We start from the raw sequence: 25,321 nt of genomic DNA on the forward strand, positions 1-25,321 counted from the left end.
GTACATCCAACTTTTGGTTGCGCCTAAAACAGTGTTTCCATTTAACAAAGGAGTCATGTATGCAAGCGTTAATTGATACTGGAACGCTACGCATGGAGATTCTGGTTGGTTTGTACACCAGTTTAAGCAATAAAAACTAATCATTTTCTATGTCAGGAGGAGGAGTCGTAATGCCAAGAACATCTCGCCCAAATCGAATTTCTTCGTTGGTTTTCTTTTTTAATTTTAGGATTATAACACCCAGTAGAGCATTGTTTTTATCTGAATAAATTTTAAAGGAAAATGACTTAGTTAGGATATTAATTACTAAGACAGTTTCTTCATCATAGTTTTCAAGAGCAATAATTAATTCATCAAGACCTTCTACCTTCAACCCTGTAAGTTTTGTATTATTTTTATGCGCTTTCATTATTCGCAACTCATCTTGAGTATTGTTTATAAATGATGCACATTGAAGATTATTCTTTTTATTTAGAGAAGAACTATATTCATCCGGAATTTTTTCTCGCGCATACTCAATAAGGTCATCATCATTTATCATGGTAAATTCGCCTCAACGTAGCCTCTTAGAAGTCCTTTCAGAATGATTTCATGTTCCTTCATGCGTCAAAAGAAGACTCCCACGACCACGAGTCACCTTGTAAAGGAGTCTATTGAAAGTGCAGTGTCTATATCTGATCCACGCGACCGCGCTGTCATCTCTCTTCATTTCTGTACCTCAGAGTAATCGGCCAGTTCAAAAAATACCGAAACTGATTGTCGTGCAACCCTGCCGGTGCATCATCGCCGTCAATACGCGGCAATGAGCGATCGAGACGGTAGAATTCATCGCATGCGCTCAACAGCCCTGCGTGCGGAAGGGAAAAATTGCATCGTTAAAGATGGCGACATAATGATCGCCTTCTTTACGTCTGATTCTTTATAAATTAATCTTCTTTGGTTAGCTTTAAATTTAAAAAACACCTTCTTTAAGAGGATGATTTTTTATTCCACCCCAGGGATCGTCTAGCAAAAACTTAGCTGCAACAGTTTCTTTTGTCGGTACGAGCGTGAAATTATAATAAATTTCATCTCCTTCACAAACTTCATAAAACAGTGAATAAGTTTTATCATTTAATCCTAAGCTTAAATCAAATTTTTCAGTTGCTGAAGCGACTTGTAATTTATGTTGTTCCGTAACAAAAAATGGCACAACGATGCAGCGCTGAGAATTATCATCTAAATTGAAAGATTGTTCTACTTTAATATTCACGTTTGCGCCAAATGCATCATCTGGCAATGGATCAAATATGACATAATCCTTATGAAGCACAGCACCTTGTGAAATATTTCCTTTCCCCCACTGACTCAGTTTCTCATCATAGTCTCGGGATCGTAACAATATTTGACTATGCGAAATCAGTAGATTAACTATTTGTATGTTTTTATTGTTCATTACCTTACCTCGATTTTTATTCCCGTTACACCTGACTGCTCTGATAAAAATGTTACCAATATTACAACATGCACCACAATTACTGCTCTTTGATATCCGTCATCTCTTGCCAGTTTTGATTATAAAAATTTATTGCCATATATTGAACAACTGCCTCCATATCTCCTGTTCCTCATGAGCAATGACTCTATAATCTTGAGTCTTTCGTCTATATACCATAAAGCATGAGTCTATAGATCGAATAGAAACCGTTTTTTCTTTTCGACAACCCTCTAAAATAGATTGCATATCCTGGAGGCAATTATAATCAAGAATATATTTTTGAAAAAATAATTCCAGAAAATCCAATGCTTCATTATAAGATTGCAAATTTATCATAGTTCCTCTGAGAAAATATCAATCTTGTCGTAATTAATAACTCTATTTTCAGCATGCAGCTGTTGAACACGACCCTGGTGGTATTCAGGGTATGAACTGTGAAGCTACAGACAACATTTACTTCCTTTGACTTTTTCAATTTTAAGTAAAAAAACGCCTTCAGCCGGTAAAACAAAAGTATTTTTTCTTCCTGTACTTTGAAGATTATCTGAATGGTTGATTAGTGCTCTTCAGAATTTATTTTATGAGGGATTATCTCTCCTCTATATGGTATGTATTTCTATTACTCCAGTAAATAATTTTATATTTACCAAATTTGATGTTTTGTTCTTTATAATACTCTATTACTTCAGATGGATACCAACCATGTCCAAATAAAAAAGAGCACCTTCGTCAACTAACAGTCTTATTATTCTTTGTTTATTCTGTTCGTCAATTACAGGTAAAACCATAAACTCATCTTTTAATGAAAAACCTATCGCCTGCATTTTTTTAATTAAACTACTTCCCAAAACACGTATTTTTATACTAGTCCCAGCCACATCAATAACAACAATTGAATTATCTGGCATCTTATTCAATTTACATTTACCCTTATTAATTGTAGTGAATATATTGCTAACATTCAATGGCTTCTTATGAAAGATCTTCTTCTGTTACCAATCCATTAACAAAGATGGAAAATGAATTTGTCAGATATCTTTGAAGTTTTATATGATTCTCTTGCATAGTCAAATACTCATCAAAAGAATCTGTAGCAAAGTATACAATTGAGTAATTATCTAAATCCAGACAGAAGAAATTCCCTCCCCAATCATTTGCGAAGGGAAAAAGGTTTTTTGGGATCACTTGCCTATCCAACATGCTGACATAGCAACCATCAATTAAAGATCTAGGGTCATCATTTGTCTGACTATTATAAATAAACGGTTTAAACCCAGCCACCTCTACTGGTTCAAAATCTTCATCATCGGCCCACCAACTTTTCTCAGGAGTGCCACCATTAAATTGCAGATAATGTGAAATGAAATCATCAGGAAGAATAATAGATAATTCTTCTTCATTTTTAGCAATATCTGCACGTCCAATCTTTTTTTCACAGTTACTGAAATGATTCATATATTATTTGGCCAGATGATCAAAAAAATCGCGAATTTATTTAAGGTATTTATGAGCTGTTGCTGTATGAAAATTAGCTTAGGAAGCCCGCCTCCCCTGATGATCAAATATTTATCAGAACATTGTCGACAAGCTCAAAGCCTGAAACCCCCATTGTTGTGTAATTTGGATATTCAGCAACAGATAAACGCCTGATTTCGTCCTCCCCATCATATAAGCCGCCAGCATAATTAAATATTTTTAATTCTTTTTTTTCTTCAGTCAGATTAGCGTGGCCAATAATTTTCCAAATGCCTTTGCTAATATTCTGATTGCCAGTGAAAACAACCTTCATCTCTTTGCCAAACTTTTCAAAAGATAAAGGTCTCAGTGAACTGTTATCTTCAAGCTCCTCCGTATTCTGTATTGATAAAATGCAGAAACCTATTGCTTGCTTAAACTTTTCTTTTGGAGCAAATACAATCTGGCAAATCGCAAATTTCCCATTACTCATCGGAATGACAAAGATGTCACCCTCTTTGTATTTTACTTTCATAAGCTATTACCTTTCAGAATTGATAACGCATCTTTCAATACTTTTCCACCCCAATCACTGTTACGACCCGCAATATCCTATGTGCTAGCATTTAGGTTATAAGGACTAAATGATCTGATTTTATTTATGAGATTTTTTAAGGAGATCACTGACTTAGCTCCACCATTAAGAACCATAATCCTTTGTACCAGGAATTTAATTTCCGCTTTGGTCAAATTATTATCAAATATAATCAACTGTTGCAAATGTGATTTACCCGGTGTATTCGCATGGCTATTCAAACGAGCTGGAGCTTCCCCACGTCCTCCATAGATAATATTCTTTTCATCGTGAAGGGTTATCGTCCCGCTCTTCCCACACCAGGTTATTGCGGCAATCGTAATCCAGGCAGAGAGACCAGCGGTGGATCGCGGGTGTGGAAGGGGAAGATTATATCATTAAAAATTGCGATTTGATAAACTACTTTTTACTATTTGATTTGTTTTGAAAAAAAATTCACGATTTGACGAGGATTTTTCAATGTTCTGAACTAGATGATTAATAAATCAAACATTATAGCCTAAATATGCTATTACTTTCTTTATCCATGTCCAGACTTCCTAACGCTCCAAGATCTAAAGAATAAATCTCATCAGTACCTTTACGCAAATTCAAAAAGTATCCCAAATCACCATCTTGACCAATCAATAAAACGTCAGGCTCCACCGATTGAATTGTGTATGTATTATTTCTTTCAAGCAAGTCAAAACAATTGAAAACATAAAGCTGGCCACCATTTGCTCGTTGAATTTCATAAGAGTAGCTATCTTTGACGTTCTCAATCATAAAGCGCTTATATTCAGAAGGTAAAGACGTGTGTATAATCTTTTCAACTTCATTTAACTGATCAATTAAATCTTGCTTTTCCATATCGGCTTACCTATAAATGAATAAATTCTATATTAAGATAAATATTATCTCCATTAGGTTCGCATTTATTGAGGAATTAGTTGTAATTATTAATAAGGGCAATTATTGTTTCTTTCCTGAAACTAACCAGCCATTAATTGCATAATAAAAAATGGAATAAAAAAACCAATTTTTCTTATCAATGTTCTATATATTCAGCGCAATGGTTAAAGATTGATAGAATCTTTATTTATAAACACCAAGCTCTTCAGATCTTGAAATTAATTCATCTTGTAAGGAGCCTTGTATTTCATCACCGTCATATTCAAGTTTAAAATCCCCATCAATATTTGGAGGGAAACGTGAACCATCGATTGTTCCGAGAACAGTAGAAGTTGTATCTACAATGACCAACCTAAGGAAATTGAAAATTTTCTCCTGTTCTTCTGGGGATAGTTTATGAATTACACTTCTTGCCCGCGAATAAGGATCTTCATCACCATTTGACTTGGATAAATCAGATAAATTATCAATATAATAATTTAGCGTATCGCCTAAAAGCTCGGCAAGTAATGATCTCACAACTAACTCATCTTTATTCACATTATCTCCTATAATTACTTTTACCTTTAGGTTTTGATTTTCTCATTTCAGGATACATTGCTTTATTTTTTGCGATTAATTCCTGAAGAACGCTGTTTGCAATGTCTTGATAAACTCGCCTTAATTCTAAGATGTCTCTAGCAAGCAGTTCCCTCGCATTAGCAAATGGTTAGCCAGTTGAAGGATTAATTTTCTTCGTGAAACAATACCGACACCTTCTTTTGATATAGTATGGCTTTCTTAAGGTACTAAAATTGACGGGCCAGTTTTAGGGTCATAACCTTCTACAAGATCTTTCATAGTAGCTTTTTGCCCCGCTTGATGAGCATCAAGTCCTGTGTTACCTCGCAAAACTATATCTCTCAAATCAGTGTAGACGTAGGTCAGCGTCACGTCTCCATGCAGTTCCTTCAGCAGGCTGAACCCTTCCCGGACAAACCAGGTGGTCACCAGCTTACCGGCGGGCTGTCCGCCCAGCACCTGGCGGCTCGTTGGCGGGTAAAACATCCCGGCGATGCAGAAGCCCGAGGAGGTCGTACTCGCTGCGGGTGGTCAGCAACTACGGGGGCTATCCTGAGGTTGGGGTTATTCGTCACGAGTATAATGACCGATTATGGAGGTTAAGAGTAAGCAAAGTGCAAAAAAGCAAGCAAGGTGCGTGCAGAAGGAAAAAGAAAATTGTTAAAAATGACTATGTGATGAACTACTTGTATTATTCTATTTTTTCATTCAAAGATAAACTCCCTCTTCTAATGAGTTTTCAGTAATCGTTGCTTTTGCAAATGAAATTAGAATATTTGAATCTTGCTTTTTATATTTAACTTCGTAACTACCAGGTTCTAAAGTAATAAACTCACCTGAAATGGCATCTGAGTCGTCAGGCTCAAGATCTCCGCCAGTGACATCTTCTCCCGCCCCAATGAAAACCTTTCCAGAAGGTACGTTTAAAAATAGCGACCCGGTACATTCATCAACATCTCTTTTAATATGGACTTTATAGGTTCCATCATCTCCAAGATTGAGAAATAACACATTACCTTTATTTATTTCTTCAACTTCATCTTCTGGAAGGCTCCACCAATCTACATCATCGTTAAGTCTATGTTTTAGTGACATTAAATCATAAATCACAATTGTTGCTGTATTTGTTTGGAAATGTATTATTGCATGCATAATTTTCAATACTTAATCTTTTATGAAATAATTAAAAACACTATTATGTCAAGTTATAATCTGTAGTATCAATCCCAACTCACATTTCAGCGTTATATTTTTTGAGGATTCCAGTCAGAGTAATCAGCTACACGGATTTCATTAAGAACGAGATCCAGTGGAACATGTGCAATGCTATCTGCGATTTCATCATAAGGCGCTGGCAACTCAAATGAAAAACCAAAGTCGTCATTTATAATAATGAAACCATTAAAAATGCGTTGTTTATTAGTCAAGTCGATTATTTGCCTCATCGTTTGACCTGGTTGTAATATGTTATTATACCTCCCCTTATAGCTTACATTACAACCAATCGAAATGATCGTTCCATCTTCAAGGGTAGCGATTGTGATAGTGTCATCTACAATATATGCAAGCCTTTTCTCATTATCAGGCAAAAAATAATCAAAGTAATTTACCTTAAACCCGGTATATAACTCATTCATATATTTACTTATATTTTCACCCAAAAACACGTTACCTAGCGCTCTCCCTGATAAAATATCAGTATTAAAATCAATCATTTACACCCATCCATTCGGAAAAAGAATTAGATTATAGTAAATTCCATCTCCTTCACAATTCAGCGCAATGGTTAAAGATTAACATGATGCATCTACCATTGCACACTCAAAAAAAATGATATGTTGGAAATATATTTTTACCCTTTAGTGATTACAATGCTCCTATGATCTGTCTCATTTTTTATCCATAACATTTCATCTTGAGGTAACGATCCATCACTGCAGAAATCTACAAGTTCACCTTGCCAATCATCAGGAACATATTTGTGATAATGCATACTTTCGACATATTGGGAATATAGTCTTTTATTATCAAAGTCTATAAACAAATCTGGCATTAGATCATATATATCCCACCAGGTGGTTTTTTGCGAAAGCCTATTATAAAACTCCTCAGCTATATCATCCTTATTATATAAATAAGCATCTTTAATTAAACCATCAATGAATATCTTTGCGTTTTCTTCATTTACAACTGGTATGTTATATCTTTCCTTATGAATATCCTGTAGGTTTATTTCCATCCCACTTCTCACAAAATCTTCTACCCATTTTGCTCTGTCTAAAACCCACATTTCTTTAAAGGCCACGAACCAATAAAATCTTCCTTCGTTCTTTATTATCACAAGGAGTTCTTCATCTTTATTAATATTCATGTAATAACCTATTTTACACTCCCCGAGACTGGAATCGCTACTTCGTCAAGCCATTCTGCCCATATTGATGGTAATTCATACGATCTAACTGGCGTTGTCGGATCCACACGCTTTGGAATTAATCCCTCTTGATGTAACGGATTAGTACGATAACCAACCTGAGGTATTGCACTTTTTTCTTTTAAATCCGCCATCCGCTTAGGGACTTTAAAGGATAATACATTTGCCTCGCTCATGTAGATATTTTTAAAAGTTACAAAATGACCCTTTTCCCACATGAATTATCCGTAATACTTGGCGGAAATAACAAATTATTTTTTCCAATAAAGAATCCTCTGGTTAAGAAAATAATCCGCACGATTAATAGAGGCATCCGCCAAGGCACGGTATGAGAGATACCAAGTTTTCAACTTACAACGAGCAAACCGTAAATCTATTGTCCTGCCATGGTTTGGCCTTCAAGAATCGAGGGCTCTACAGCGGTTTGAACATTCAAAACCTAATGCCCCCCGACAGTGATCTAACATTAATGCCTTAAATCGAATATATTAAATTAAAAAGCATTCGGCCTTCATTTTTTTCAAGGCTGATGTCATATTCATTGCCAACCACCTTAAATATCTCGTCTTCATTCACAAAAAAAACTCTGTACACTATTGAGGAAATTATTTGTCTAAACATATCTGAAGAAACATGTCTTCTTAAAGTTTTGAGATCAGCCAAATTATTTCTAACAATATAATACGAATAATTCATTAGAATGAAATTTGATATTAGTAAATTCTTCGTGGATTGATACTTGTCAAAACAATGTTCCAAGGCTCTATAAATTGTTTTTTTAGATTTCTCATAAGTATTAATAAAACTATCAGGATCGCAAAGGTAGCAGTTTTTATCATTAAAAGACAGGTAACTTCTATCGTTGTTCGCAACAAACAAAAAATTCAGCACTGATAATTGATAATGTTTTATAGACTTAATATCTTCAAAGTTTTTCTTTTTTTCAAATTGTACATAAAATTGCTCAAGCAAAGACAATATTGAGACATTACCATGCTGAGAAGTATTTATACAAATCCCATCTTTAGTAATGCATAGCAAATTATAAGAGTCATCATCCATGCCCATTTCAAAACACAAAAATCTTAAAAAAAAGCTTTTTGCTTTTATAGCGTAATCTTCTTCGTTATCTTTTAAAGAAAACAGTTGATAGATATAAAACAAGATAAAGATATCTTTATCTATACGCTGTCGGTTATCTATTTGAAAAAGATAACCTAATCGAGAAAGGAAAACTTCAAATGCATACTTACCATCTTCACTTAGGCCTAACTTGTTTAACGCACGCTGAAACATAACTTTAGGAAAGCAAGTTTGCCAACGACTCAACTCTACATGCTTCCCATTTTCTTTTTTAAAACAAACGGGGAATAGGTCCGGTTCATCCTGAACATAGATATATTTTCCAAAACTTTCAATCTCTGCTCTCGCATTAGTGAAGTGTTCAATTTTATGTATAAACATTTCAAAAATCATTACGTAATCCTCTTACCACATTTCTTCCAATTACCTTTAGCATCTTTCTTTTCAATCTGGAATGAAGTGATTTTATCATTAAAACGAGGAAGGATATTTTTATCCAGGGTTAAATCCTGGTCGGCTATCATGATTAACCCATATGGCTTTATCACCTCGATTATTTGGGACCAATCCACCTTTACCACCACGCTCAGAAGCTGATGCAATCGCTTCATCTTTACTCGTATAGCGTATAACTTCCTCTTGTTTTAATCCCAGAAGGTCTATTCGCGTAAGACTATTTGCACCATACAGGTAAAGATTTATCTCCCCCGCCAGCCCTATCGGGTCCTTCTGCGTAAACCGTCCGCAGTCCGGGTCGTAATACCGGAACAGATTGTCGTGCAACCATCTCACAATGCAGGTGTTGACCCTGCATCCGCAGGCTCTGGGAATATCCTGATCCCTGCGTCTCGCTTTCCCGCAACAGCTTGCCCCAGGCGCTGTTCACCCCTTCCCAGCGCACCTGCCCTTCGATATCCGTCATCCGCTCCGGCGTGCCGTTCGGCTGGCAGTGGAACCAGAAAATCTCCGGCGCTTCCACGCCGTCAATTCGCGCCAGCGGGTCGTAGCTGTCCTGGTCGCTGTAGACATAGGTCAGAGGCACGTCTCCGTGCAGCTCCTGCAGCAGACGGAACCCTTCCCAGACAAACCGGCTTGCCGGTTAGCTGTCCGCCTTGCATTTGGCGTCGCATTTTGCTGATGCGTGGTCCGAGCGGGTCGTAGCGGAAGCTGACCTGCATCTGCGGCCTGTTGCGATCCCGCGGCTGGCTGATAACCTCCGTCAGGCGGTGTTCGCCGTCGTACCGGTAGTGCCAGCGGATCTGGCCGTTATCCTTCTCTACGGTACGGCCGTGGATGTCATAACGCCACTGAATACCGTTCAGTTGCGTGACCCGGTTATGGGCAGTCTTCTTTCCAGCGCCCTCTAACGGGTTACCAGCCGCATCCCAGTGCCACTGCTCCTGACCGGGCAGCGAGCCGTCCTGAGCGAGCAGGCCCCGGCGCTGTCGTACTGCCAGCGGTTCCAGTTAAACGGGTTATCGTCCCGTTCTTCCCGCACCAGGTTATTGCGATAATCGTACTCCAGGCGCCGGGACCAGCGGCGCGGCGACGGGCGCTGGGCATTGCCGGTAAAGTTGTCCCATCGATAAAGATTACATCGTTAAAGATGGCGACGTAATGAACTTCTTGTTTAACGTTTGATTTGTTTTGAATGGTATAAATTACTGTTCTTACGCCTTCTTACGCAGATAGAACTCAAGATATTTTTTAGGTCTATCCTGAAAAGCACGCTCTTTGCCGTAGTTATAAGCATCATTAAAATATTTATACGCTTCATTGAATTGATTCAACTCGTAACAGACCATACCCAAGTCGATTAACGGTGCAGTGTCTATATCCGATCCACGTGTCCGTAAAGCCGTCTCTCCCCATTTCTTTGCCTCAACGTAATCCGCAAGATCAAAATATGCGCTGTACATGCATGCAGAGATCCAGTTGGCAAATTCTGATTCGGACTTTGGTTCAGGAAGAGCTTGCCAGGCCTTTTGGTATTGTTCTAAAGCCTCGGCGTATTTTTGGCTGTCGTGTAACTCGTTTCCTTTTTCAATAGTATTTGTTATAGATATTTTCATACTCAAGCGCCTGTCATTTTAATTAAAAATCCTTTTCTAAGCAACAATCGAATTCAATAAAATGCATTATTAAATTATCATTTTATATTATAAAATTATTACATTGCAATCGATCATCTTATAGCAAATCTTTTTAAGTATCAATGACTCTATAACATCCCAATCACCTCCACCGAGGCCAGCGCCTATTCTTGGCATTTGTACTGAAAGGCGATTTACTAAAGCAAAGTCAGATAACTTTTCAAGACAAACTTCCAGGGATGCATAACATACGTATTGATTTTTGTCATTGACATTTTTCTTAATACCATCTTGTGCATACATATTAGCAATAAATATCTGTTCTTTAGCATCAACCGAGACAAAATCAACCGTACCTAATTCTGGGGTGTTATTTCCATTGAAGCTATTGAGATAGTATTCCTTTGCAGAAGGATATTTATTTGAAAGAGACAGAACAAAGCCTTTACCCCATTTCCCTTTATTATTCACAATGTGAGCAATAACTATGGATTTTTTCAAAGGTTCCACAGCATTTCCAGACAAGAGCTTTATTTGTTTTTTTTCTTGCAATGAACTCGTTGATGTTTTCCAGAAAGTTTCAAATTCCTCATTCGAAATTTCTTCAGTATCACTTAAGTCCAGATCGCTTTTTTTACCATCATACAGCAGAAAACCAACTTTCTCGTTTTTATCTAGCAAAGAGGAAGATGCATAACAATCGCCATCTATAATATTTATTTGTCGTGTGGCCACCTCCCCTATGAATTCATTGAGAATAATTCCTTCACCTGCAATAAAATCAACGTTACCTTTATAGTATTTTTTCACATCAACCACAACTCCTCGCACTTTTAACAATTCTTTCGGAGACATCAAGATCTTTTGTGTTTAAGATAAAGAATGTATTTTTCCGGGGTTCAATTACATCCAGGCCAGTAACATCTATGTCAACAAAATGGCTTATACCTTTTTATTTTCTCGTTTAGGATGGCAACTGTCCAATTTATATTGGAAACACTATGATATAGTCATATAAGTAACTTCAATTGAATCATATATTTTACCAGTTCTCCACTTACAATTCATGAGGGTCTAAGCAATAGTGGCAGAGAATTGTTCCTGTTAGGTTATGAGGGTCATAAGCAGCATCAACATGTCCCCACTCCCTTGATACAGGAAGAACAATAGTAGATTTAGTTTTGAACCATTCCCTTAAACATCGGGTGACTTTCCCTTCGGGTCTATTCTGTTTTCCCATCAATAATTTTTCTGGGGCGAAGCGCCAACTACGAATTATTGAGTTAGGATCATTGGGAACCAAGAAGTCAATTATTAGATATATATCTCCGAACTCATGGTCACCTTTAAGGATAGTTCTGTATGAGACTGTTTTATTGTCTTTTTTTTCAGGCCACCCCTCCCACCTTACATTTGTATTATTAAACAACTCTGTCTTAGTAACTCTTGGTCCTAATAGAACCCTTTTATTAAATTTAAGAACACCAGTTTCTGCGTCAAAATTCATTTTCACATCCCAATATCAAATGGAAGACCAATAGGTTTCAGAACTTTTTTATAATTCGAAAGGAAGAATTGGGTACCGCCACCGCTTCCTAACATTTCAGTATCTGGTGACAAAGCTTGTCCCGTACCAGCAATAGCATCTCGTTTGACTCTATACATCTGAATCTTACTTCTAAACCCATATTTTTCATGAGGTAGAACTTGTAAAGTTTCCCATAATTTTTGTCGACTACCACTAGCAGCTTCTAAAGTGGCTTTGTCGAAATAAAATCCTGACTGCCCAGGTGCTCCACCATAAACAATATCGCCTTCTTTAAGCATTGTGTTTGACCAAGAATAACGGCCTTGATAAATCCCTCTTCCTTGCCACTGCCTACCAAATGCCGCCTGGTTATGGTCATTTTATCGAGTCGGTGCACACTTCGCTTTCAATCCTAATGGATCAACCCAATTCAACGGATTAGTGGCGTAAACGTAAGTATTTATACCGCCATTAAAACCTATCGGGTCATCGGAACGATTCGGACGCCATCATACTTTTTAACACGTTAAATAATAAAACGCCGGGAAGATTTGATGCTCTTCCCGGCCAATTATTATTGAATATTATTCATAAACTCTTGCAGCCATTAAAATATCTGCAATAAATGTCCAGTTAACATTTTCTGGAACAGGTAATTTTTGATTTAAATAATATCCATCCATATCTTCAACCCAAGATGCCATCGATTCAAAATATGAGGGTAAGTCTTTGCTCTCCCACTCACTTAGATTATTTCTGGCATTTGAAGATAAATTCTCAAGAAATTTAATAAAATCGTCTCTAGTATTTATTCCTTTAGTATTCATAACAATATTACTCCAGTACTTTTTTATTCCATCACCCAATTTGAAAATAATCGACTTACCATCTGTTTTTGTTGTCATTTTCCACATCTGATCAGCAACTTCACTAGGTGAGGCCCATTTAAATGGAACTCGTTTCCTTTTTCTACAAGAGATGTAACTTTTTCATCAAATTTATCGAAACCGTTTTTCATATGCTTATTCATTATCAATCGAAAAGAGACCTCCTTGCCTATATAAAAGTGGTTTTAAGCGAAAAATGTTGTCAGAAGTAAGGAGGGTTCTAAAAGTGTTAGTTTTTATTATTAACCTAGCCAAAAAAGAATTGCTTAAAACCTTCCGCCTCAACATCCTTAAGCTTGCTTTTTAGCATTAAATCGATATCTTCCAGAAAGTCCTCTCTGAAATTAAAATCATCATCTGTAGCATCACCATCATATTTACTTTGTTCGATCTCAATGGCAGAACAAAAAGCATCCAAAAAGTCGGCTAACGAATTGGAAATAATGAAATTTCTTTTTTGAATACTACCATAAACAGGAGATGTGATATTTTGGGTATCACAAAAAAGAACATCTCCATTTCGTTCAGCAAAGATTATATATTCATCGCGCCAGGTCGTGTCATTTTGAACTCGCCAGCCTGATAACATTTTATTAAGCTCTTGGGGCTCAACAATCTGTATAATGAATGCACCATCAAATGTTGGGTGGTCATTTAAAATCAAATGGCTATAAAAAAATCGAATTTCACCATTTAAATTTACAGGAAAAGAAGTTTCATTTTCATCGTCTGCATAGTCTATCTCTCCCATATTTAAATCATTCATTTTGAATTTCTTGACAAAGTCTTGGATAGTATTTTTTATATGCATTATTCCTCTTTAAGAGTTATCATTATTGGCTACGCTTAAAATTACCATATCCATAGTTGAAAAATGTACTCATAATCCAAAGAACTTCTTCGCGCCATTAAAAAAGAAAAACAAAGAATCAATAATGGCACGACACCCTTCAATATTAAGGTAGTTTATTGCCCTTTCTTTTACGATTTGAGTGTATTTCGTAGAAATAATCTTCACAAAAAACGTCTAAAGAATTTTCCAGTGGAACAAGTTTCAACCCCCGGAATCCTTTACTGTCTATAACTTCCTTGACCTCTTGTTTAACAATGATAAAACCACCTAACAATGTGTCGTTCAACGAAAGTATATCATTTTCTAGCGCATCATCCTTGAATTCAATTTTAAAAGGTATGGTATCTCCGAACTTATCCTCTTCGAGAATAGATTTATCCTTATCTATAACATCGCCGCCTGGAAAATATGCATATTTAAAATCATCCCGAAGAACTTGACCATTCCCAATCGAAACTGGTGTAATATCTCGGCCAAAAAAAACATTGTGCTTATAATTTTCAAAAATCGAAAATAAAGACTTATCCATCAAGTGTCCAAAGTCTTTTTTATAATAGTCAAATTTCAAAGCCCCAACATTTTTATTGCACAACAAATAAATATGGTCTGGGCATGCATCGTCTGTAATTCGATAAGGGAAGGGAAAGGCAGAGCCTTCTATTTCCCAGTATTCATTAACCTGTAATCTTTCATCAACCATGCCCTGTAAATTTCTTGGCATGCGTGATGATTCAAAGTCATTCATGATCACATAATAGGACATTAATTCATTCCCCTGATTTTTTTGTGTGAACATGACCCATCCAAATTTTATTCTTCATATCAATCTGGATCCGCCTTATAGCTATCCTCGCCCCTTTAGCATCTAATCTTCCAGAAATATATCGTTACTCAACACGAGCAATGCGCCGACGGAGAATGTCACTATAGTTATGATAATTACTGCTATGGAAGATATCCATACCTTTCCCTGCATCTTGTTTCATCGCTGATGCGCTACCTGGAAAATTAATACCATTAAACGCAGAGTTCATGTCTTTTCCGATGCCAATATTATTGAAGAATGATTGCTCCTCTTTCCACACCTCAACGGGTATAACATGGTGAGCAGAATTCGCTCCGGCGTGCCGTTCGGCTGGAAGTGGAACCAGAAAATCTCCGGGGCATCAACGCCGTCAATACGCGCCAGCGGGTCGTAGCTGTCATGATCGCTGTAAACGTAGGTCAGCGGCACATCCCCGTGCACTTCCTGCAGCAGCCGGAACCCTTCCCAGACAAACCGGGTGGTAACTGGCTTACCGGTTGGCTGTCCGCCCAGCATCTGGCGGCGCGTTTTGCTGATGCGGCGACCGAGCGGATCGTAGCGGAAGCTGACCTGCGTCTGCGGTTTGTTGCGATCCCGCGGCTGGCTGATGACTTCCGTCAGGCGATGTTCGCCGTCGTAGCGGTAGTGCCAGCGGGTCTGGCCGTTATCCTTCTCCACGGTGCGGCCGTGGATGTCATAACGCCAGCGAATGCCGTTCAGCTGCGTCAGGCGGTTGTGCGTGACCTTATCAGCGGAACCTTCAAGCGGGTTATCAGCACAATATGACAACCTTATTTAATAGTTAATTCCACGTTAAATAAATACCGCAATTAAATGATTTAATATCATAGCAAATAGTTATATCACCCCATTCCAAGTGCCACATTATACTATGTTTTTCTTTTTCATCTGGTTTGCCAAGATCATATTCACCCGACACCCATTGATATAAAAATTCGACTTCTTTATTTAGCATATCAATGTTAGAAACCTTATTCCAATCATTTATTACCTTATAATACCCTCCCTCTTTATAAATTAATTGCACCGTAAATGGCAAATTACTGAAGCATAATGGTTGTATTATAATCTCGAATTCCTTTCCCGACCAAAGAACGGTATTAACTGTATAATGATGGGGAATTAATTTCTGCATTTTATTTTCTGATTCAAGATATTTGTAAAGATCAGAAGTTATAAATTCCTCCTCCCTTTGTATTAAAAGACATTTATTGTCTAACTCAACCTTACCATTTACCACGTTAATTTTAAAATTAATCATATGCTAATGACCTTCCCCGGTATCAAAAGATTTTTAAATTCCTCAGGGATAAAGAATTGCCCCCCCCTCGACCATATATCTCATTAGCCAATGCTCTTCCATATGCTACATCAATATCCTCACTTACATAATAAGCTCTAACTTGCGTTCTTAATGTACGATGAGGATCTATTTTAACCTGAAGTGCTTCATGGTAGCCTATAGCATTTCCTTTATTTTGCCTAACGGTTGGATAAGTCACTGCATATGATGGAGGAGTATCACCGTTTGGATATAATGCATACAGAATCGTGCCTTTTTTCAGTTTCCTGTTTTTGTAGACATCTATACTTTGTAATCACCTTGACCTTGCCATCTCGTAGCTTCTTTAGATGGATCCTTACATTTACGGCTCAACCCCCACGGATCCACCCACCCCAGCGCATTCGGCGCATACTGGTAAAGGTTTATCCCCCCCGCCAGCCCTATCGGGTCCTGCTGCGTAAACCGTCCGCAGTCCGGGTCGTAATACCGGAACAGATTGTCGTGCAGTCCTGTCTCACGGTCCAGGTATTGCCCCTGCATCCGCAGGTTCTGAGAATATCCTGATCCCTGCGTCTCGCTCTCCCGCAACAGCTTGCCCCAGGCGGTGTTCGCCATCGTACCGGTAGTGCCGGATCTGGCCGTTATCCTTCTCTACGGTACGGCCGTGGATGTCATAGCGCCAGCGAATACCGTTCAGTTGCGTGACCCGGGCTTTGATTTTAATATATTAAGCCAGCCAATAGTGTTCTTTTATTAAAAATTATCTGTTTTTTGTTGTTTGAGTGAGCACTTCAAAAACAGACGCTGCTTAATTATAACCTCGCAAAAATCAATCCTTCTCTTTGCTTAATATCAGGGCATCATTTTTTTAATATCAAGTGCGTAATTAACAACATCATCTAAAAGTTTTTCTTCCCTGAGGGAAAAGTTTGCGTATTGAGCCATAGCTCTGCATGTTGACAGACTTTCAATTATTTCAAATGGAATTTTGTCTCCAAAAATTATTATCTGTTCATAACGAGTTTGAAAAAAATTTACCGATTCATGTTTACCATTGGCATTAAGTTCAAAAATTATTTTTTCAAGTGCATTTTTTAAGTTATTCAATTTCATTACCAGGGAACCCTTAAAGTTTTAACCACCCATGCTCTTGGAAGATTTGATACCACAGCCTGGTATCCCATCCCAGGATATCCTGCCCCTTGAGCTGCAGCAGGACCTTCACTCACCCACGTTCCTTTAGGAACTCTAAACTCTGATACATTAGTAATATTAACACCCCAATCATGGCGAATAGCTAGATTTTCTCGCAAAACCTCCTCGGAATTGTATTTTTCATTTGTCAGCCAAGAAATTTTTCTTCCTGTTCTATTATTTACACCATGATATTTATAAAAAGTCTCGTCTCTTTTCAGCTGCCTGTTTTTATAAACGCTTTTATCAAATGTTTCTGCAATTCCTCCAGGAAGTTGCGGCCCTGGTTTTTTCCCTGTATTGCATCGGCTTAACCCCCACGGATCCACCCACCCCAGCGCATTCGGCGCATACTGGTAAAGGTTTATCCCCCCCGCCAGCCCTATCGGGTCCTGCTGCGTAAACCGTCCGCAGTCCGGGTCGTAATACCGGAACAGATTGTAGTGCAGCCCTGTCTCACGGTCCAGGTATTGCCCCTGCATCCGCAGGTTCTGAGAATATCCTGATAGCTGCGTCTCGCTTTCCCGCAGCAGCTTGCCCCAGGCGCTGTTAACGCCTTCCCAGCGCACCTGCCCTTCGATATCCGTCATCCGCTCCGGCGTGCCGTTCGGCTGGCAGTGGAACCAGAAAATCTCCGGCGCTTCCACGCCGTCAATACGCGCCAGCGGGTCGTAACTGTCCTGATCGCTGTAAACGTAGGTCAGCGGCACATCCCCGTGCACTTCCTGCAGCAGCCGGAACCCTTCCCAGACAAACCGGGTGGTAACTGGCTTACCGGTTGGCTGTCCGCCCAGCATCTGGCGGCGCGTTTTGCTGATGCGGCGACCGAGCGGATCGTAGCGGAAGCTGACCTGCGTCTGCGGTTTGTTGCGATCCCGCGGCTGGCTGATGACTTCCGTCAGGCGATGTTCGCCGTCGTAGCGGTAGTGCCAGCAGGTCTGGCCGTTATCCTTCTCCACGGTGCGGCCGTGGATGTCATAACGCCAGCGAATGCCGTTCAGCTGCGTCAGGCGGTTGTGTGTAACCTTCGCAGCAGATCCTTCGAGCGGGTTACCGGCTGCATCCCAGCGCCACTGCTCCTGACCAGGCAGCGTGCCGTCCTGAACGAGCAGGCGCCCGGCGCTGTCGTACTGCCAGCGGTACCAGCTGAACGGGTTATCGTCCCGCTCTTCGCGCACCAGGTTATTACGGTAGTCGTAATCCCAGCGGCGGGACCAGCGGCGCGGCGACGGGCGCTGCGCATTGCCGGTAAAGACGTCCCGGCGGTGCAGTCGGCCGAGGCGGTCATACTCGCTGCGGGTGGTCAACAGCCCCTGGGTGCGGCTGGTCTCACGGTGGAGTTCGTCGCGAGTAAAATCGGAGACCGACAGCTTATCGAGAGCAATGCTGAGCAGATGTCCGCTGCCGTAGTAGAACTGCTTCAGCTCGCGGCCATCGGGCAGCGTGACGGAGGTGCGGTTGCCCAGCGCGTCATACTCCCACGTCAGCTCACCGTGCTCGCCCGCTTCGCGCGTCACGCGACCGAGCGCGTCATACTCAAAGACGAGCTCCTGCTCTGCCTCGGTGCTCCACGCGTCGGCTGCAAGCGCAGGATGCAGCCCAATCCGGCTTAATAGCCCGGACGGCGTGTAATGGTAGCGGGTCTGCCCTTCCGGCGTGGTGCGGGCGACCAGCTGACCGCTCGCGCTCCAGGCGAAGGCGTGGGTGATAGCCTCCGGATGACCGGCGGCAAAGGTGCGCGCAATCGTGCGCCCGCAGGCATCATAGCGATACTGCGAGGCTACGCCATCGAGCCCCACCTCTTCCAGCAGCAGCGAGTCTGGCCCCCAGCGGAACTGATACGCTTCGCCGTTCTCGTTTTCCAGGGCAATCAGACGCCCGCGGCTGTCCCAGCGGCGGCGCACCTCTTCACCCTGCGTATTACGGGTGGCGGTTAAGCGCCCCGCCTCGTCATATCTGAACTCGCTCTCTTTCCCGTCGGCGCCCGCATGCTTCACCGGCAGGCCACGTTCGTTCCATTTGAGCGATTCCGTCCAGCCTTCCGGGCGATCGAGCTGCACCGGACGCCCTGCGGCGTCGTAGCGGTAGCGCGTCTCTTCACCGTCGGCGCCAGTCTCGGCCACCAGCCAGCCCAGCGGATGATAGCGATAGCGGGTAATTCGCCCGGAACAGTCCGTCGCACGAACGATCTGCCCGGCCTCGTTGTACTCCTGGTAGCGGCTGTTGCCTGCGGCATCGACCTCTTCCACGACCAGGCCGAACGCGTCCCGGCGCAGCTGCGTAGTCTGCCCCATCGGATCCACCACGCGCTTCAGCCCGTGATGTTCGTCGTACCAGAACCGGGTGGCGCTGCCGTCGGCTTCGATAATGGCCGCGGGAAGCGCGCGGTGCTCCAGCCAGGTAGTGGTGCGGGTATTGCCGTCGGCATCGGTCTCCTGCACCCGGTTGCCCATCTCGTCGTAGACGAAGGTGACGGCGTTGCCGAGCGGATCGATGCGACGCGTGAGAAGCTCGTTATCATCCCACTCGTAGCGCCAGTTTTCACCGCGCTCGTCAACATAGCGGACAATCAGATTCTGCGCGTTCCAGTAGTGGCGGCGCGTCTGACCATCGTAGTGCTCGACGGTCGTCAGCCCGGCGGCTAAATCATAGCTAAAGCGGCAGCCGTCGCCGGTGCTGGTGCGGTTTTCCACCACGCGCCAGTGGTCGAATTTTTGCCAGCGGTATTCGCTCTCCAGACCGCCCGGCAGGCAGTGCCAGACCATCAGCCCGTGCTCGTTATAACGGTATTCACGCGTCACCACGCCGGAGGCGTCCGTCGCGCTCGCCAGCTGGCCGCGCGCGTCGTAGCCCCACTGCATCAGCGGCCAGGTTTGGTTGCCGTCGAAATGGCTGGCCGAGGTCACGCGCAGCGGGAAGCGCTCATCTTCATAGCGCAGGGTGACGTCTATCGCCCACGGCTCATCATGGATACCAACCAGCCTGCCGTGCTCGTCCCACGCCGTCAGCAGCGCGTTGCCGTATTCATCGCTAAGGGAGGCCAGACGCAGGATAGAAGGATTGATGCGGGTCGGTTTGTACAGACGCCACACCGCGCCGTCATCGTCGGCAATCGCCACGTCGCCGTTCTCATTGCGGCGGATAATGATGCCTTCGCTGATGCTGTAAAACGCACGGTCGACAGGCGGCAGTTCAAAGCTCAGCTCGCGCCCGGTTTCATCGAACCAGGTCGCATTGTTATCTTCCAGCGTCAGATAGCTGTCAAAAGTCGTTGCCCAGCCCAGACCAAACAGCCCTTCACGGGTCGTCAGGCTGTTGTAGCTGCGCTGCCAGCGAAGCGGGAAGCGCCCCGGCAGCGAGAAGTCGAGCTCATCGTCGTCGTTCAGCACCTTCACGCCGGTGGCGGCGTGGACCGGGTGCGAGGAGCCAAACACGGCGTTGACGGCCATATCCGCCAGCATCCCGCCGCCGGCCGCCGCCAGCGCGCAGGGCATGTTTTTCAGGAGCTTGCCCGGACGCCCGCGCAGCAGGGAGAGCGCAATCATCCCCAGCGCCAGACCCGGCGTTTTACCGCTTTTGATATCGCGAACCGTGAGCGTGTCCCCGCCGATGATCACGTTCGGGGAGACATCGTCGGACACGGTGCCTTCGCAGGTGGTGCGATCTTTCGCGCGCACCGCGGGCTGTCCGTTGATGAAGACGCTTTTAGAACCTTCCGCCAGATACTGCGGCCCGGAGTGCTTTTCACACGCCACCTTGTCTTCTTCCAGCGGCGAGGTCCCCGCCGCGGCAGAGGCCACGCTCGGCTGCCACATTTCGCTGCCAAACTGTCCGGCAGCGGAAAGCAGCATGCCCGCGTAATCGGCAAAGCTGCCCGGCGACTGCGGCTCAGGGGACGGTGTATCGGCGGGCGTCAGCGTGCCTGCCGCGCGGGCGGCGGGGATTGCGTTGGTCAGAACGTTGTTCGAGCCGGTGGTAATTTTACCCGCAGGCGACGGCGGGAAGAGCGCATTGCCTAACCCTTCCGCGGCGTTGCTGATATCGTCGGTGATCCCCGCCACGTTCGCCAGCACGCCGCCAATAATCCCGCTTAACAGACAGCTGGATCCAATTGCCGCCACGCCTGCTGCGGCGGCTCCAGCACCGAGGAGTGGCGCGGCGGCCGTAGCCGCCAGCCCCACCGCCGCGCCAATCACCGCATAGGCGGCACCTTCCGCCACAATGCTGGTGATGTCAGCAAAAATGCTAGAGTGAATAATCTCGTCGCCCTTACGGGCCGCGTTGTTATCGCTCATGCCTTACACATTCCGGTTGTCGTTTAGCGTCAGGCTCTGCTTAAGCGCGCTCCAGCGCACCTCGTCCTCTTCGGTAAAGGCTCTGAGTGCCGAGAGGGTAAAAATCATCAATACCGGTTTGCCCGGCGTCTGCACGGCCAGCTGTTTTTGCCACAGGCGTTGCCCGTTACGGTCAAACGTGGTTTCAACTTCCAGCCCGTTAATGTTTCCGTCAGGCCCGGCTTTTACGTCCCGGAATTCGCTCTGGGCGATCTCACCCATCTGAGGACGCAACACATCCCACTGGCGGTGAAACTCTTGTTTGTAGTCGCTGCCATCGGGAATCACACCGCGGCTGACCACTACGGACAGCCCGCTTTCGTCATCGCGAATAATGTTCATACTGTTATCCTGCCAGGCAGCAGGAAAAAGGGAAAACGAGCCTTCCTGGAGGGTGTATTTCATAAGTGAACTCGGGATGCTTAATATTGAGAGAAACAAGAAGGCCAATCGATGCTGGCCTTTTGGCTGGCTATAGTTATTTAAGCCACTGGCCTGACTGTTCGACTAAAACATGGCTGCCTTTGCTGACAACCAATTTCACGGGTACATACGTGACGGTATAAGCGATCTCGCCGTTCTTGTACGTTGAGCCGATTATTTTACCTGCAGGGTCGTGTAACGTTTTTCCCTTTAAGGAGATCGTACTGTTATCGCTTTTGCGCACACCGAGATAAACCATCTGGTCACATTCACCCTCGAAACGCCCGCACTTGTTTATCAGAGAGATAGTGAACTTTTCGGTGTCCAGTTTTCTGGTTTCCGCGTTTTGAACCGAAGCGGCTTTACGTAACGTATAACGCAGCGGAGCAAAATCATTTCCTTTTTGAGGAGGAGTAACTAAACGCCATTCCATTTCACTCCCCTTTAGTTCCAGAACAGCCCGTCCGCCTGCGCCGCCAAACGATGAGTTGAACTCAACGTCCGCACGGTTTCCCGCGATCGTACCGCTAAGATTATGCTCATCATCTTCCGGGCAATCGATGCGATTTCCTCTCCGGGAGACATAGCAATAAGACCCGGTGATACGGTTGCCAGATTCAGCTAGCCGCAGGGTTAACGTCGAGTCGTTCTCGAATTCACCAGCCCACTCCCCGTCAAACGCGAGTCCTGATTGGCTGCTTTTTGCAAACTGCATCGTATTGAATCTGGCGGCCCATTGCTAAATATCGGCATTAATGGCCTGACTATTATCAGATGACTGGTAATGGATAACGTTTGATTCTGGAACCACCCAGGCCGCAAAGATTTTGCCGTCAGGATTGATGACCAGCGCGGATGCGTTCTCCAGATAAAGATCTTTTAGCCAGCCCTCAACAAACAATCCGCCACCTGGGGTGGTATGCGGTTCGCCGAAGACATCAAAGTTATCAATAAAGGTCTGGTAATGATCTCCCAACGTCTTCCTGAGATTGTCTGTCACTTCGCTGTCGTTAACGATGCGTCTGACCGTATTGAGGTTATTGTATTGCGATAACTCTAACGCAGATGACGTTTCAACTGCGCCTGTCAATAAAGCCGTGAACAATACGGTTGCAACATATTTTTTGGTCATAAATTATTCTTGAGAATCATTGTTGTAATTCATCGTTATTTTTATAACGTTGTCGCCTTTTATCTCAAAAGAGAGCAGTTTTTTATCCAATTCGTAGGTAATCCACTGCTCCCCGGCATCATTTTCGACCTGACCGGTACCGTATGCGCTGTTCAGTTCCTTTCTCGTTGAACCCACATGGACACCGCGCGGCGTTGCGAAGTCTTCGGCAGTCAGCGTAATTTGAGACACGATATAATCATCAACGCTTCTTTCCGCTTTATCCCACCAGAGGTTGGAAGTGAATATTTCTACTCCAGCGTTTTGATGCTGAAAGAATTTATATTGGACTCCATCAAAAGGAACCTCACCGGTAAAACTGCCTTCCACCGGCACGCCAATTTTAGGGGCAATATCAGGCGTCCATCTGTCGCCCAGGGCGACAGGCTGGTCTTTGATCTGTACGGAGAAATCCTGTTTAGTCAGAATGGATGGCTTACCTTGAGCGAAAACCACATTGCTGCCAGGACAGCTAAACATCAGGACCGAACAAAGAAATATTGGCGTATGTTTTTTCACGTTAATCGTCATTTATTGAATGTGTATGGCCATTATCACCCAGAAGAAACCGTCAGGACATGAGTGCAGTATTTCTTAGTCGGCGCTAATGACGACTGAACCCAGACAGTGAGGATTTTTCACGGTGAAACTGAAGCTCACTTTTTGTCCATTCATATCTTTTCGGGCTGTATAGCTGGTCACTTCGTTCTCCGAACGGCCGCGCGGATAATCAGTTAACCTCAGCTGCGGATAGCGCTTTTTAACGGTATCAAGCGTTATGCATTGACCTGAGGAAGGTGAAAAATTCAGTAAAGGTGCCATGCCGTCGTTTTGTTTGCTTAAACGTAACCCAATTGCGGTTATGCTCGTTCCATCAGCGAGTTTGATATCGTCGGCATTGTAGAAATTGATATATTCATTTTGCCTGGTCATCTTAAACGATAACGGCGCGTTACTAAGGGTTGTAACGGATAACGTCTTAAGCGATGCACTCATCCCGGAAATAAACATCCAAAGATCCTTTTTCTGCGCATCTTCTCCAGCCATTCCCGTCGTTAGTAACGCGATAAGCACCGCACCTGCTTTACTCATCTTTGGCCGTAAATTTCGCCTGCACCGCCGCATCAATATCCCCTTTATGCCCCGATCCCGGCGCCGTGGTGCCCGGTTTTGTACCAGAGGTATTCAGATGCAGCTTACCGCCCGTGGTGATATACCCATCCCCTTCCACGAAGAAGTTAAACTCTTTGCCGATGAGGTTAATCTTGCCGTTAGCATTCAGCTCAATGGCACTCTCACCGGAGACCAGCCGCAGCTTCGTCCCGGAAGCAATAACATACTGCTCCACCGCCGCATCCAGCTTGCCTTTCCCCGTCAGGATCTCGGTGCCACCTTTCACGGCCTGAGTCTGATTCGCTTCCACGCGATGCAGTTCATTTTTCTTCACGTAATGGCTGCGCTCGCCGCCGACGCTGTGCGTTTCATCATTTTTAACGCTGGTGTCCATGTTGCGCTCGGCCTGAATCCACACCTGCTCTGCACCCGCTTTATCCTCAAACCGCAGGGCGTTGGCGTTGTCCACGGAACCGTCTTTCGTGCGGCTCATAAAGCCCATCTGCGTCGCCGCAGCCGGCAGCGCCCACGGCGGCATGCTCGCGTCGTTGTACACGCGCCCGGTAATAATCGGACGGTCCGGGTCCCCGTTGATAAAGTCCACCACCACCTCATCGCCGACGCGCGGGATTTGCACCCCGCCGTAGCCCTGGCCCGCCCACGCGCTCGACACACGCACCCAGCAGGAGCTGGTATCATCGCCCTTCGCCAGACGGTCCCAGTGGAACTTCACCTTCACCCGACCGTATTTGTCCGTCCAGATACTCTCCCCGTTCGGCCCCACCACTTTCGCCGTCTGCGGGCCGTAGGTGCGCGGCCACGCCGTGGACTGCGCCGGACGGTACACCACCGCCGACGGGATGACCGTGAAATCGGTACGGTGAATGGTCTCCCCCTCGCCGCTGGCATAGCGGTTCTCTTCGAGGTGGTAACCCGCCGCCGTCACCAGATACTCACCGTTGTCGCTGAAGAACGGCGCGTTGGTTAACGTGAAGGTGTGCCCTGGCGCAATCCCCGCCGCCGTCGCGGTGGCCTGAATCTGCTGGTGCTCCACCTGCCAGCGTTCCTGACGGATGCGGGCATAGAACTCCCCGTGCCCCTTGTCCACAAAGCGACCCGGC

The 25,321-nt window shown here is 43.9% G+C and carries 31 protein-coding genes and 3 pseudogenes; all 34 read right to left on the reverse strand.

Annotated elements, in window-relative coordinates:
* Positions 1 to 136: 136 nt before the first annotated feature.
* Positions 137 to 541, reverse strand: a complete 405-nt coding sequence (locus tag BM007_RS22065) for a hypothetical protein (RefSeq protein WP_024907056.1) — start codon at positions 539 to 541, stop codon at positions 137 to 139.
* Positions 542 to 952: 411 nt separating this feature from the next.
* Positions 953 to 1,435, reverse strand: a complete 483-nt coding sequence (gene comJ, locus BM007_RS22070) for a competence protein ComJ (RefSeq protein ID WP_048990650.1) — start codon at positions 1,433 to 1,435, stop codon at positions 953 to 955.
* 722 nt (positions 1,436 to 2,157) lie between these two features.
* The gene (locus BM007_RS22080) at positions 2,158 to 2,394 is read right to left on the reverse strand and encodes a hypothetical protein (RefSeq protein WP_254780658.1); all 237 of its coding nucleotides are present in this window, start codon (positions 2,392 to 2,394) and stop codon (positions 2,158 to 2,160) included.
* A 55-nt stretch (positions 2,395 to 2,449) separates the two neighbouring features.
* Entirely contained in the window at positions 2,450 to 2,932 is a 483-nt protein-coding gene (locus BM007_RS22085) for an SMI1/KNR4 family protein (RefSeq protein WP_023292200.1), read from the reverse strand.
* Positions 2,933 to 3,035: 103 nt separating this feature from the next.
* Positions 3,036 to 3,467: an immunity 26/phosphotriesterase HocA family protein gene (locus tag BM007_RS22090; protein ID WP_024907053.1), complete on the reverse strand. Its 432-nt coding sequence runs from the start codon at positions 3,465 to 3,467 to the stop codon at positions 3,036 to 3,038.
* Positions 3,468 to 4,019: 552 nt separating this feature from the next.
* Complete coding sequence (locus BM007_RS22095; protein WP_023292198.1) at positions 4,020 to 4,376, reverse strand: SMI1/KNR4 family protein; 357 nt, start codon at positions 4,374 to 4,376, stop codon at positions 4,020 to 4,022.
* A gap of 225 nt (positions 4,377 to 4,601) precedes the next feature.
* Positions 4,602 to 4,958: a hypothetical protein gene (locus BM007_RS22100; protein ID WP_073961520.1), complete on the reverse strand. Its 357-nt coding sequence runs from the start codon at positions 4,956 to 4,958 to the stop codon at positions 4,602 to 4,604.
* 240 nt (positions 4,959 to 5,198) lie between these two features.
* Entirely contained in the window at positions 5,199 to 5,465 is a 267-nt protein-coding gene (locus tag BM007_RS23250) for a hypothetical protein (RefSeq protein ID WP_061714946.1), read from the reverse strand.
* 222 nt (positions 5,466 to 5,687) lie between these two features.
* A complete protein-coding gene (locus tag BM007_RS22110; protein WP_061714945.1) occupies positions 5,688 to 6,131 on the reverse strand; it encodes a DUF6386 family protein in 444 nt (147 codons plus the stop codon).
* 92 nt (positions 6,132 to 6,223) lie between these two features.
* Positions 6,224 to 6,694 carry a hypothetical protein gene (locus BM007_RS22115; RefSeq protein ID WP_175557814.1) on the reverse strand — a complete coding sequence of 157 codons (471 nt, stop codon included), beginning with the start codon at positions 6,692 to 6,694 and terminating at the stop codon, positions 6,224 to 6,226.
* 137 nt (positions 6,695 to 6,831) lie between these two features.
* Complete coding sequence (locus tag BM007_RS22120) at positions 6,832 to 7,350, reverse strand: hypothetical protein (protein WP_024907047.1); 519 nt, start codon at positions 7,348 to 7,350, stop codon at positions 6,832 to 6,834.
* Positions 7,351 to 7,358: 8 nt separating this feature from the next.
* A complete protein-coding gene (locus BM007_RS23140; protein WP_139210938.1) occupies positions 7,359 to 7,628 on the reverse strand; it encodes a hypothetical protein in 270 nt (89 codons plus the stop codon).
* Between the two features lie 256 nt (positions 7,629 to 7,884).
* Positions 7,885 to 8,886 carry a hypothetical protein gene (locus BM007_RS22125; protein ID WP_090421010.1) on the reverse strand — a complete coding sequence of 334 codons (1,002 nt, stop codon included), beginning with the start codon at positions 8,884 to 8,886 and terminating at the stop codon, positions 7,885 to 7,887.
* A pseudogene (locus BM007_RS22130) lies at positions 8,886 to 10,084 on the reverse strand (RHS repeat domain-containing protein); the annotation flags it as partial. The gene BM007_RS22125 and the pseudogene BM007_RS22130, both read right to left, overlap by 1 nt.
* Before the next feature lie 79 nt (positions 10,085 to 10,163).
* Positions 10,164 to 10,565 carry a hypothetical protein gene (locus tag BM007_RS22135; protein ID WP_024907040.1) on the reverse strand — a complete coding sequence of 134 codons (402 nt, stop codon included), beginning with the start codon at positions 10,563 to 10,565 and terminating at the stop codon, positions 10,164 to 10,166.
* Between the two features lie 87 nt (positions 10,566 to 10,652).
* The gene (locus tag BM007_RS22140) at positions 10,653 to 11,441 is read right to left on the reverse strand and encodes a macro domain-containing protein (RefSeq protein ID WP_139210940.1); all 789 of its coding nucleotides are present in this window, start codon (positions 11,439 to 11,441) and stop codon (positions 10,653 to 10,655) included.
* A gap of 202 nt (positions 11,442 to 11,643) precedes the next feature.
* Positions 11,644 to 12,093 carry a hypothetical protein gene (locus BM007_RS23150; RefSeq protein WP_072050682.1) on the reverse strand — a complete coding sequence of 150 codons (450 nt, stop codon included), beginning with the start codon at positions 12,091 to 12,093 and terminating at the stop codon, positions 11,644 to 11,646.
* A gap of 2 nt (positions 12,094 to 12,095) precedes the next feature.
* Positions 12,096 to 12,413 carry a hypothetical protein gene (locus tag BM007_RS23470; RefSeq protein WP_254780659.1) on the reverse strand — a complete coding sequence of 106 codons (318 nt, stop codon included), beginning with the start codon at positions 12,411 to 12,413 and terminating at the stop codon, positions 12,096 to 12,098.
* A gap of 81 nt (positions 12,414 to 12,494) precedes the next feature.
* Positions 12,495 to 12,596 carry an RHS repeat-associated core domain-containing protein gene (locus tag BM007_RS23475; RefSeq protein WP_080690917.1) on the reverse strand — a complete coding sequence of 34 codons (102 nt, stop codon included), beginning with the start codon at positions 12,594 to 12,596 and terminating at the stop codon, positions 12,495 to 12,497.
* Between the two features lie 102 nt (positions 12,597 to 12,698).
* A complete protein-coding gene (locus tag BM007_RS22150; protein ID WP_228117518.1) occupies positions 12,699 to 13,019 on the reverse strand; it encodes a DUF7660 family protein in 321 nt (106 codons plus the stop codon).
* Between the two features lie 229 nt (positions 13,020 to 13,248).
* Positions 13,249 to 13,767, reverse strand: a complete 519-nt coding sequence (locus BM007_RS22155; protein ID WP_224752844.1) for a hypothetical protein — start codon at positions 13,765 to 13,767, stop codon at positions 13,249 to 13,251.
* 190 nt (positions 13,768 to 13,957) lie between these two features.
* The gene (locus BM007_RS22160; RefSeq protein WP_254780660.1) at positions 13,958 to 14,650 is read right to left on the reverse strand and encodes an Imm43 family immunity protein; all 693 of its coding nucleotides are present in this window, start codon (positions 14,648 to 14,650) and stop codon (positions 13,958 to 13,960) included.
* Between the two features lie 91 nt (positions 14,651 to 14,741).
* Positions 14,742 to 14,939, reverse strand: a complete 198-nt coding sequence (locus BM007_RS22165; protein WP_071994455.1) for a hypothetical protein — start codon at positions 14,937 to 14,939, stop codon at positions 14,742 to 14,744.
* 26 nt (positions 14,940 to 14,965) lie between these two features.
* Positions 14,966 to 15,430: pseudogene (locus tag BM007_RS22170) on the reverse strand (type IV secretion protein Rhs); the annotation flags it as partial.
* Positions 15,431 to 15,461: 31 nt separating this feature from the next.
* Positions 15,462 to 15,941: a hypothetical protein gene (locus BM007_RS22175; RefSeq protein ID WP_090421019.1), complete on the reverse strand. Its 480-nt coding sequence runs from the start codon at positions 15,939 to 15,941 to the stop codon at positions 15,462 to 15,464.
* 390 nt (positions 15,942 to 16,331) lie between these two features.
* Positions 16,332 to 16,517, reverse strand: a pseudogene (locus BM007_RS23480) (RHS repeat-associated core domain-containing protein); the annotation flags it as partial.
* Positions 16,518 to 16,817: 300 nt separating this feature from the next.
* Positions 16,818 to 17,078 carry a hypothetical protein gene (locus BM007_RS22185; protein ID WP_024907031.1) on the reverse strand — a complete coding sequence of 87 codons (261 nt, stop codon included), beginning with the start codon at positions 17,076 to 17,078 and terminating at the stop codon, positions 16,818 to 16,820.
* Positions 17,078 to 21,454, reverse strand: coding sequence for an RHS repeat-associated core domain-containing protein (locus BM007_RS22190; protein WP_090421023.1), 4,377 nt, complete (start codon positions 21,452 to 21,454; stop codon positions 17,078 to 17,080). Before BM007_RS22190 ends, BM007_RS22185 begins: the two co-directional genes overlap by 1 nt.
* A 3-nt stretch (positions 21,455 to 21,457) precedes the next feature.
* On the reverse strand, positions 21,458 to 21,898 hold the full coding sequence (locus BM007_RS22195) for a DcrB-related protein (RefSeq protein ID WP_024909853.1): 441 nt from the start codon (positions 21,896 to 21,898) through the stop codon (positions 21,458 to 21,460).
* A 73-nt stretch (positions 21,899 to 21,971) separates the two neighbouring features.
* Positions 21,972 to 22,631 carry a hypothetical protein gene (locus BM007_RS23485; RefSeq protein ID WP_254780661.1) on the reverse strand — a complete coding sequence of 220 codons (660 nt, stop codon included), beginning with the start codon at positions 22,629 to 22,631 and terminating at the stop codon, positions 21,972 to 21,974.
* A 24-nt stretch (positions 22,632 to 22,655) separates the two neighbouring features.
* Positions 22,656 to 23,048, reverse strand: coding sequence for a hypothetical protein (locus BM007_RS23490; RefSeq protein WP_254780662.1), 393 nt, complete (start codon positions 23,046 to 23,048; stop codon positions 22,656 to 22,658).
* Between the two features lie 3 nt (positions 23,049 to 23,051).
* Complete coding sequence (locus tag BM007_RS22205) at positions 23,052 to 23,606, reverse strand: hypothetical protein (protein ID WP_244319919.1); 555 nt, start codon at positions 23,604 to 23,606, stop codon at positions 23,052 to 23,054.
* A 75-nt stretch (positions 23,607 to 23,681) separates the two neighbouring features.
* Entirely contained in the window at positions 23,682 to 24,179 is a 498-nt protein-coding gene (locus tag BM007_RS22210) for a hypothetical protein (protein ID WP_244319920.1), read from the reverse strand.
* On the reverse strand, positions 24,172 to 25,321 hold a 1,150-nt coding region (locus tag BM007_RS22215), incomplete at its 5' end, for a type VI secretion system Vgr family protein (protein WP_139210942.1). The genes BM007_RS22210 and BM007_RS22215, both read right to left, overlap by 8 nt.

It is taken from the genome of Enterobacter sp. NFIX59, assembly GCF_900113755.1.
Lineage (GTDB): Bacteria > Pseudomonadota > Gammaproteobacteria > Enterobacterales > Enterobacteriaceae > Enterobacter > Enterobacter pseudoroggenkampii.

What these genes read in the sequence shown, in the direction of transcription:
- BM007_RS22065 (WP_024907056.1), bottom strand. Translation starts at nt 541, where the DNA reads ATGATAAATGATGATGACCTTATTGAGTATGCGCGAGAAAAAATTCCG.
- comJ (WP_048990650.1), bottom strand. Translation starts at nt 1,435, where the DNA reads ATGAACAATAAAAACATACAAATAGTTAATCTACTGATTTCGCATAGT.
- BM007_RS22085 (WP_023292200.1), bottom strand. Translation starts at nt 2,932, where the DNA reads ATGAATCATTTCAGTAACTGTGAAAAAAAGATTGGACGTGCAGATATT.
- BM007_RS22090 (WP_024907053.1), bottom strand. Translation starts at nt 3,467, where the DNA reads ATGAAAGTAAAATACAAAGAGGGTGACATCTTTGTCATTCCGATGAGT.
- BM007_RS22095 (WP_023292198.1), bottom strand. Translation starts at nt 4,376, where the DNA reads ATGGAAAAGCAAGATTTAATTGATCAGTTAAATGAAGTTGAAAAGATT.
- BM007_RS23250 (WP_061714946.1), bottom strand. Translation starts at nt 5,465, where the DNA reads ATGTTTTACCCGCCAACGAGCCGCCAGGTGCTGGGCGGACAGCCCGCC.
- BM007_RS22110 (WP_061714945.1), bottom strand. Translation starts at nt 6,131, where the DNA reads ATGCATGCAATAATACATTTCCAAACAAATACAGCAACAATTGTGATT.
- BM007_RS22115 (WP_175557814.1), bottom strand. Translation starts at nt 6,694, where the DNA reads ATGATTGATTTTAATACTGATATTTTATCAGGGAGAGCGCTAGGTAAC.
- BM007_RS22120 (WP_024907047.1), bottom strand. Translation starts at nt 7,350, where the DNA reads ATGAATATTAATAAAGATGAAGAACTCCTTGTGATAATAAAGAACGAA.
- BM007_RS23140 (WP_139210938.1), bottom strand. Translation starts at nt 7,628, where the DNA reads ATGTGGGAAAAGGGTCATTTTGTAACTTTTAAAAATATCTACATGAGC.
- BM007_RS22125 (WP_090421010.1), bottom strand. Translation starts at nt 8,886, where the DNA reads ATGATTTTTGAAATGTTTATACATAAAATTGAACACTTCACTAATGCG.
- BM007_RS22135 (WP_024907040.1), bottom strand. Translation starts at nt 10,565, where the DNA reads ATGAAAATATCTATAACAAATACTATTGAAAAAGGAAACGAGTTACAC.
- BM007_RS22140 (WP_139210940.1), bottom strand. Translation starts at nt 11,441, where the DNA reads ATGTCTCCGAAAGAATTGTTAAAAGTGCGAGGAGTTGTGGTTGATGTG.
- BM007_RS23150 (WP_072050682.1), bottom strand. Translation starts at nt 12,093, where the DNA reads ATGAATTTTGACGCAGAAACTGGTGTTCTTAAATTTAATAAAAGGGTT.
- BM007_RS23470 (WP_254780659.1), bottom strand. Translation starts at nt 12,413, where the DNA reads ATGCTTAAAGAAGGCGATATTGTTTATGGTGGAGCACCTGGGCAGTCA.
- BM007_RS22150 (WP_228117518.1), bottom strand. Translation starts at nt 13,019, where the DNA reads ATGACAACAAAAACAGATGGTAAGTCGATTATTTTCAAATTGGGTGAT.
- BM007_RS22155 (WP_224752844.1), bottom strand. Translation starts at nt 13,767, where the DNA reads ATGAATGATTTAAATATGGGAGAGATAGACTATGCAGACGATGAAAAT.
- BM007_RS22160 (WP_254780660.1), bottom strand. Translation starts at nt 14,650, where the DNA reads ATGTTCACACAAAAAAATCAGGGGAATGAATTAATGTCCTATTATGTG.
- BM007_RS22175 (WP_090421019.1), bottom strand. Translation starts at nt 15,941, where the DNA reads ATGATTAATTTTAAAATTAACGTGGTAAATGGTAAGGTTGAGTTAGAC.
- BM007_RS22185 (WP_024907031.1), bottom strand. Translation starts at nt 17,078, where the DNA reads ATGAAATTGAATAACTTAAAAAATGCACTTGAAAAAATAATTTTTGAA.
- BM007_RS22190 (WP_090421023.1), bottom strand. Translation starts at nt 21,454, where the DNA reads ATGAGCGATAACAACGCGGCCCGTAAGGGCGACGAGATTATTCACTCT.
- BM007_RS22195 (WP_024909853.1), bottom strand. Translation starts at nt 21,898, where the DNA reads ATGAAATACACCCTCCAGGAAGGCTCGTTTTCCCTTTTTCCTGCTGCC.
- BM007_RS23485 (WP_254780661.1), bottom strand. Translation starts at nt 22,631, where the DNA reads ATGCAGTTTGCAAAAAGCAGCCAATCAGGACTCGCGTTTGACGGGGAG.
- BM007_RS23490 (WP_254780662.1), bottom strand. Translation starts at nt 23,048, where the DNA reads ATGACCAAAAAATATGTTGCAACCGTATTGTTCACGGCTTTATTGACA.
- BM007_RS22210 (WP_244319920.1), bottom strand. Translation starts at nt 24,179, where the DNA reads ATGAGTAAAGCAGGTGCGGTGCTTATCGCGTTACTAACGACGGGAATG.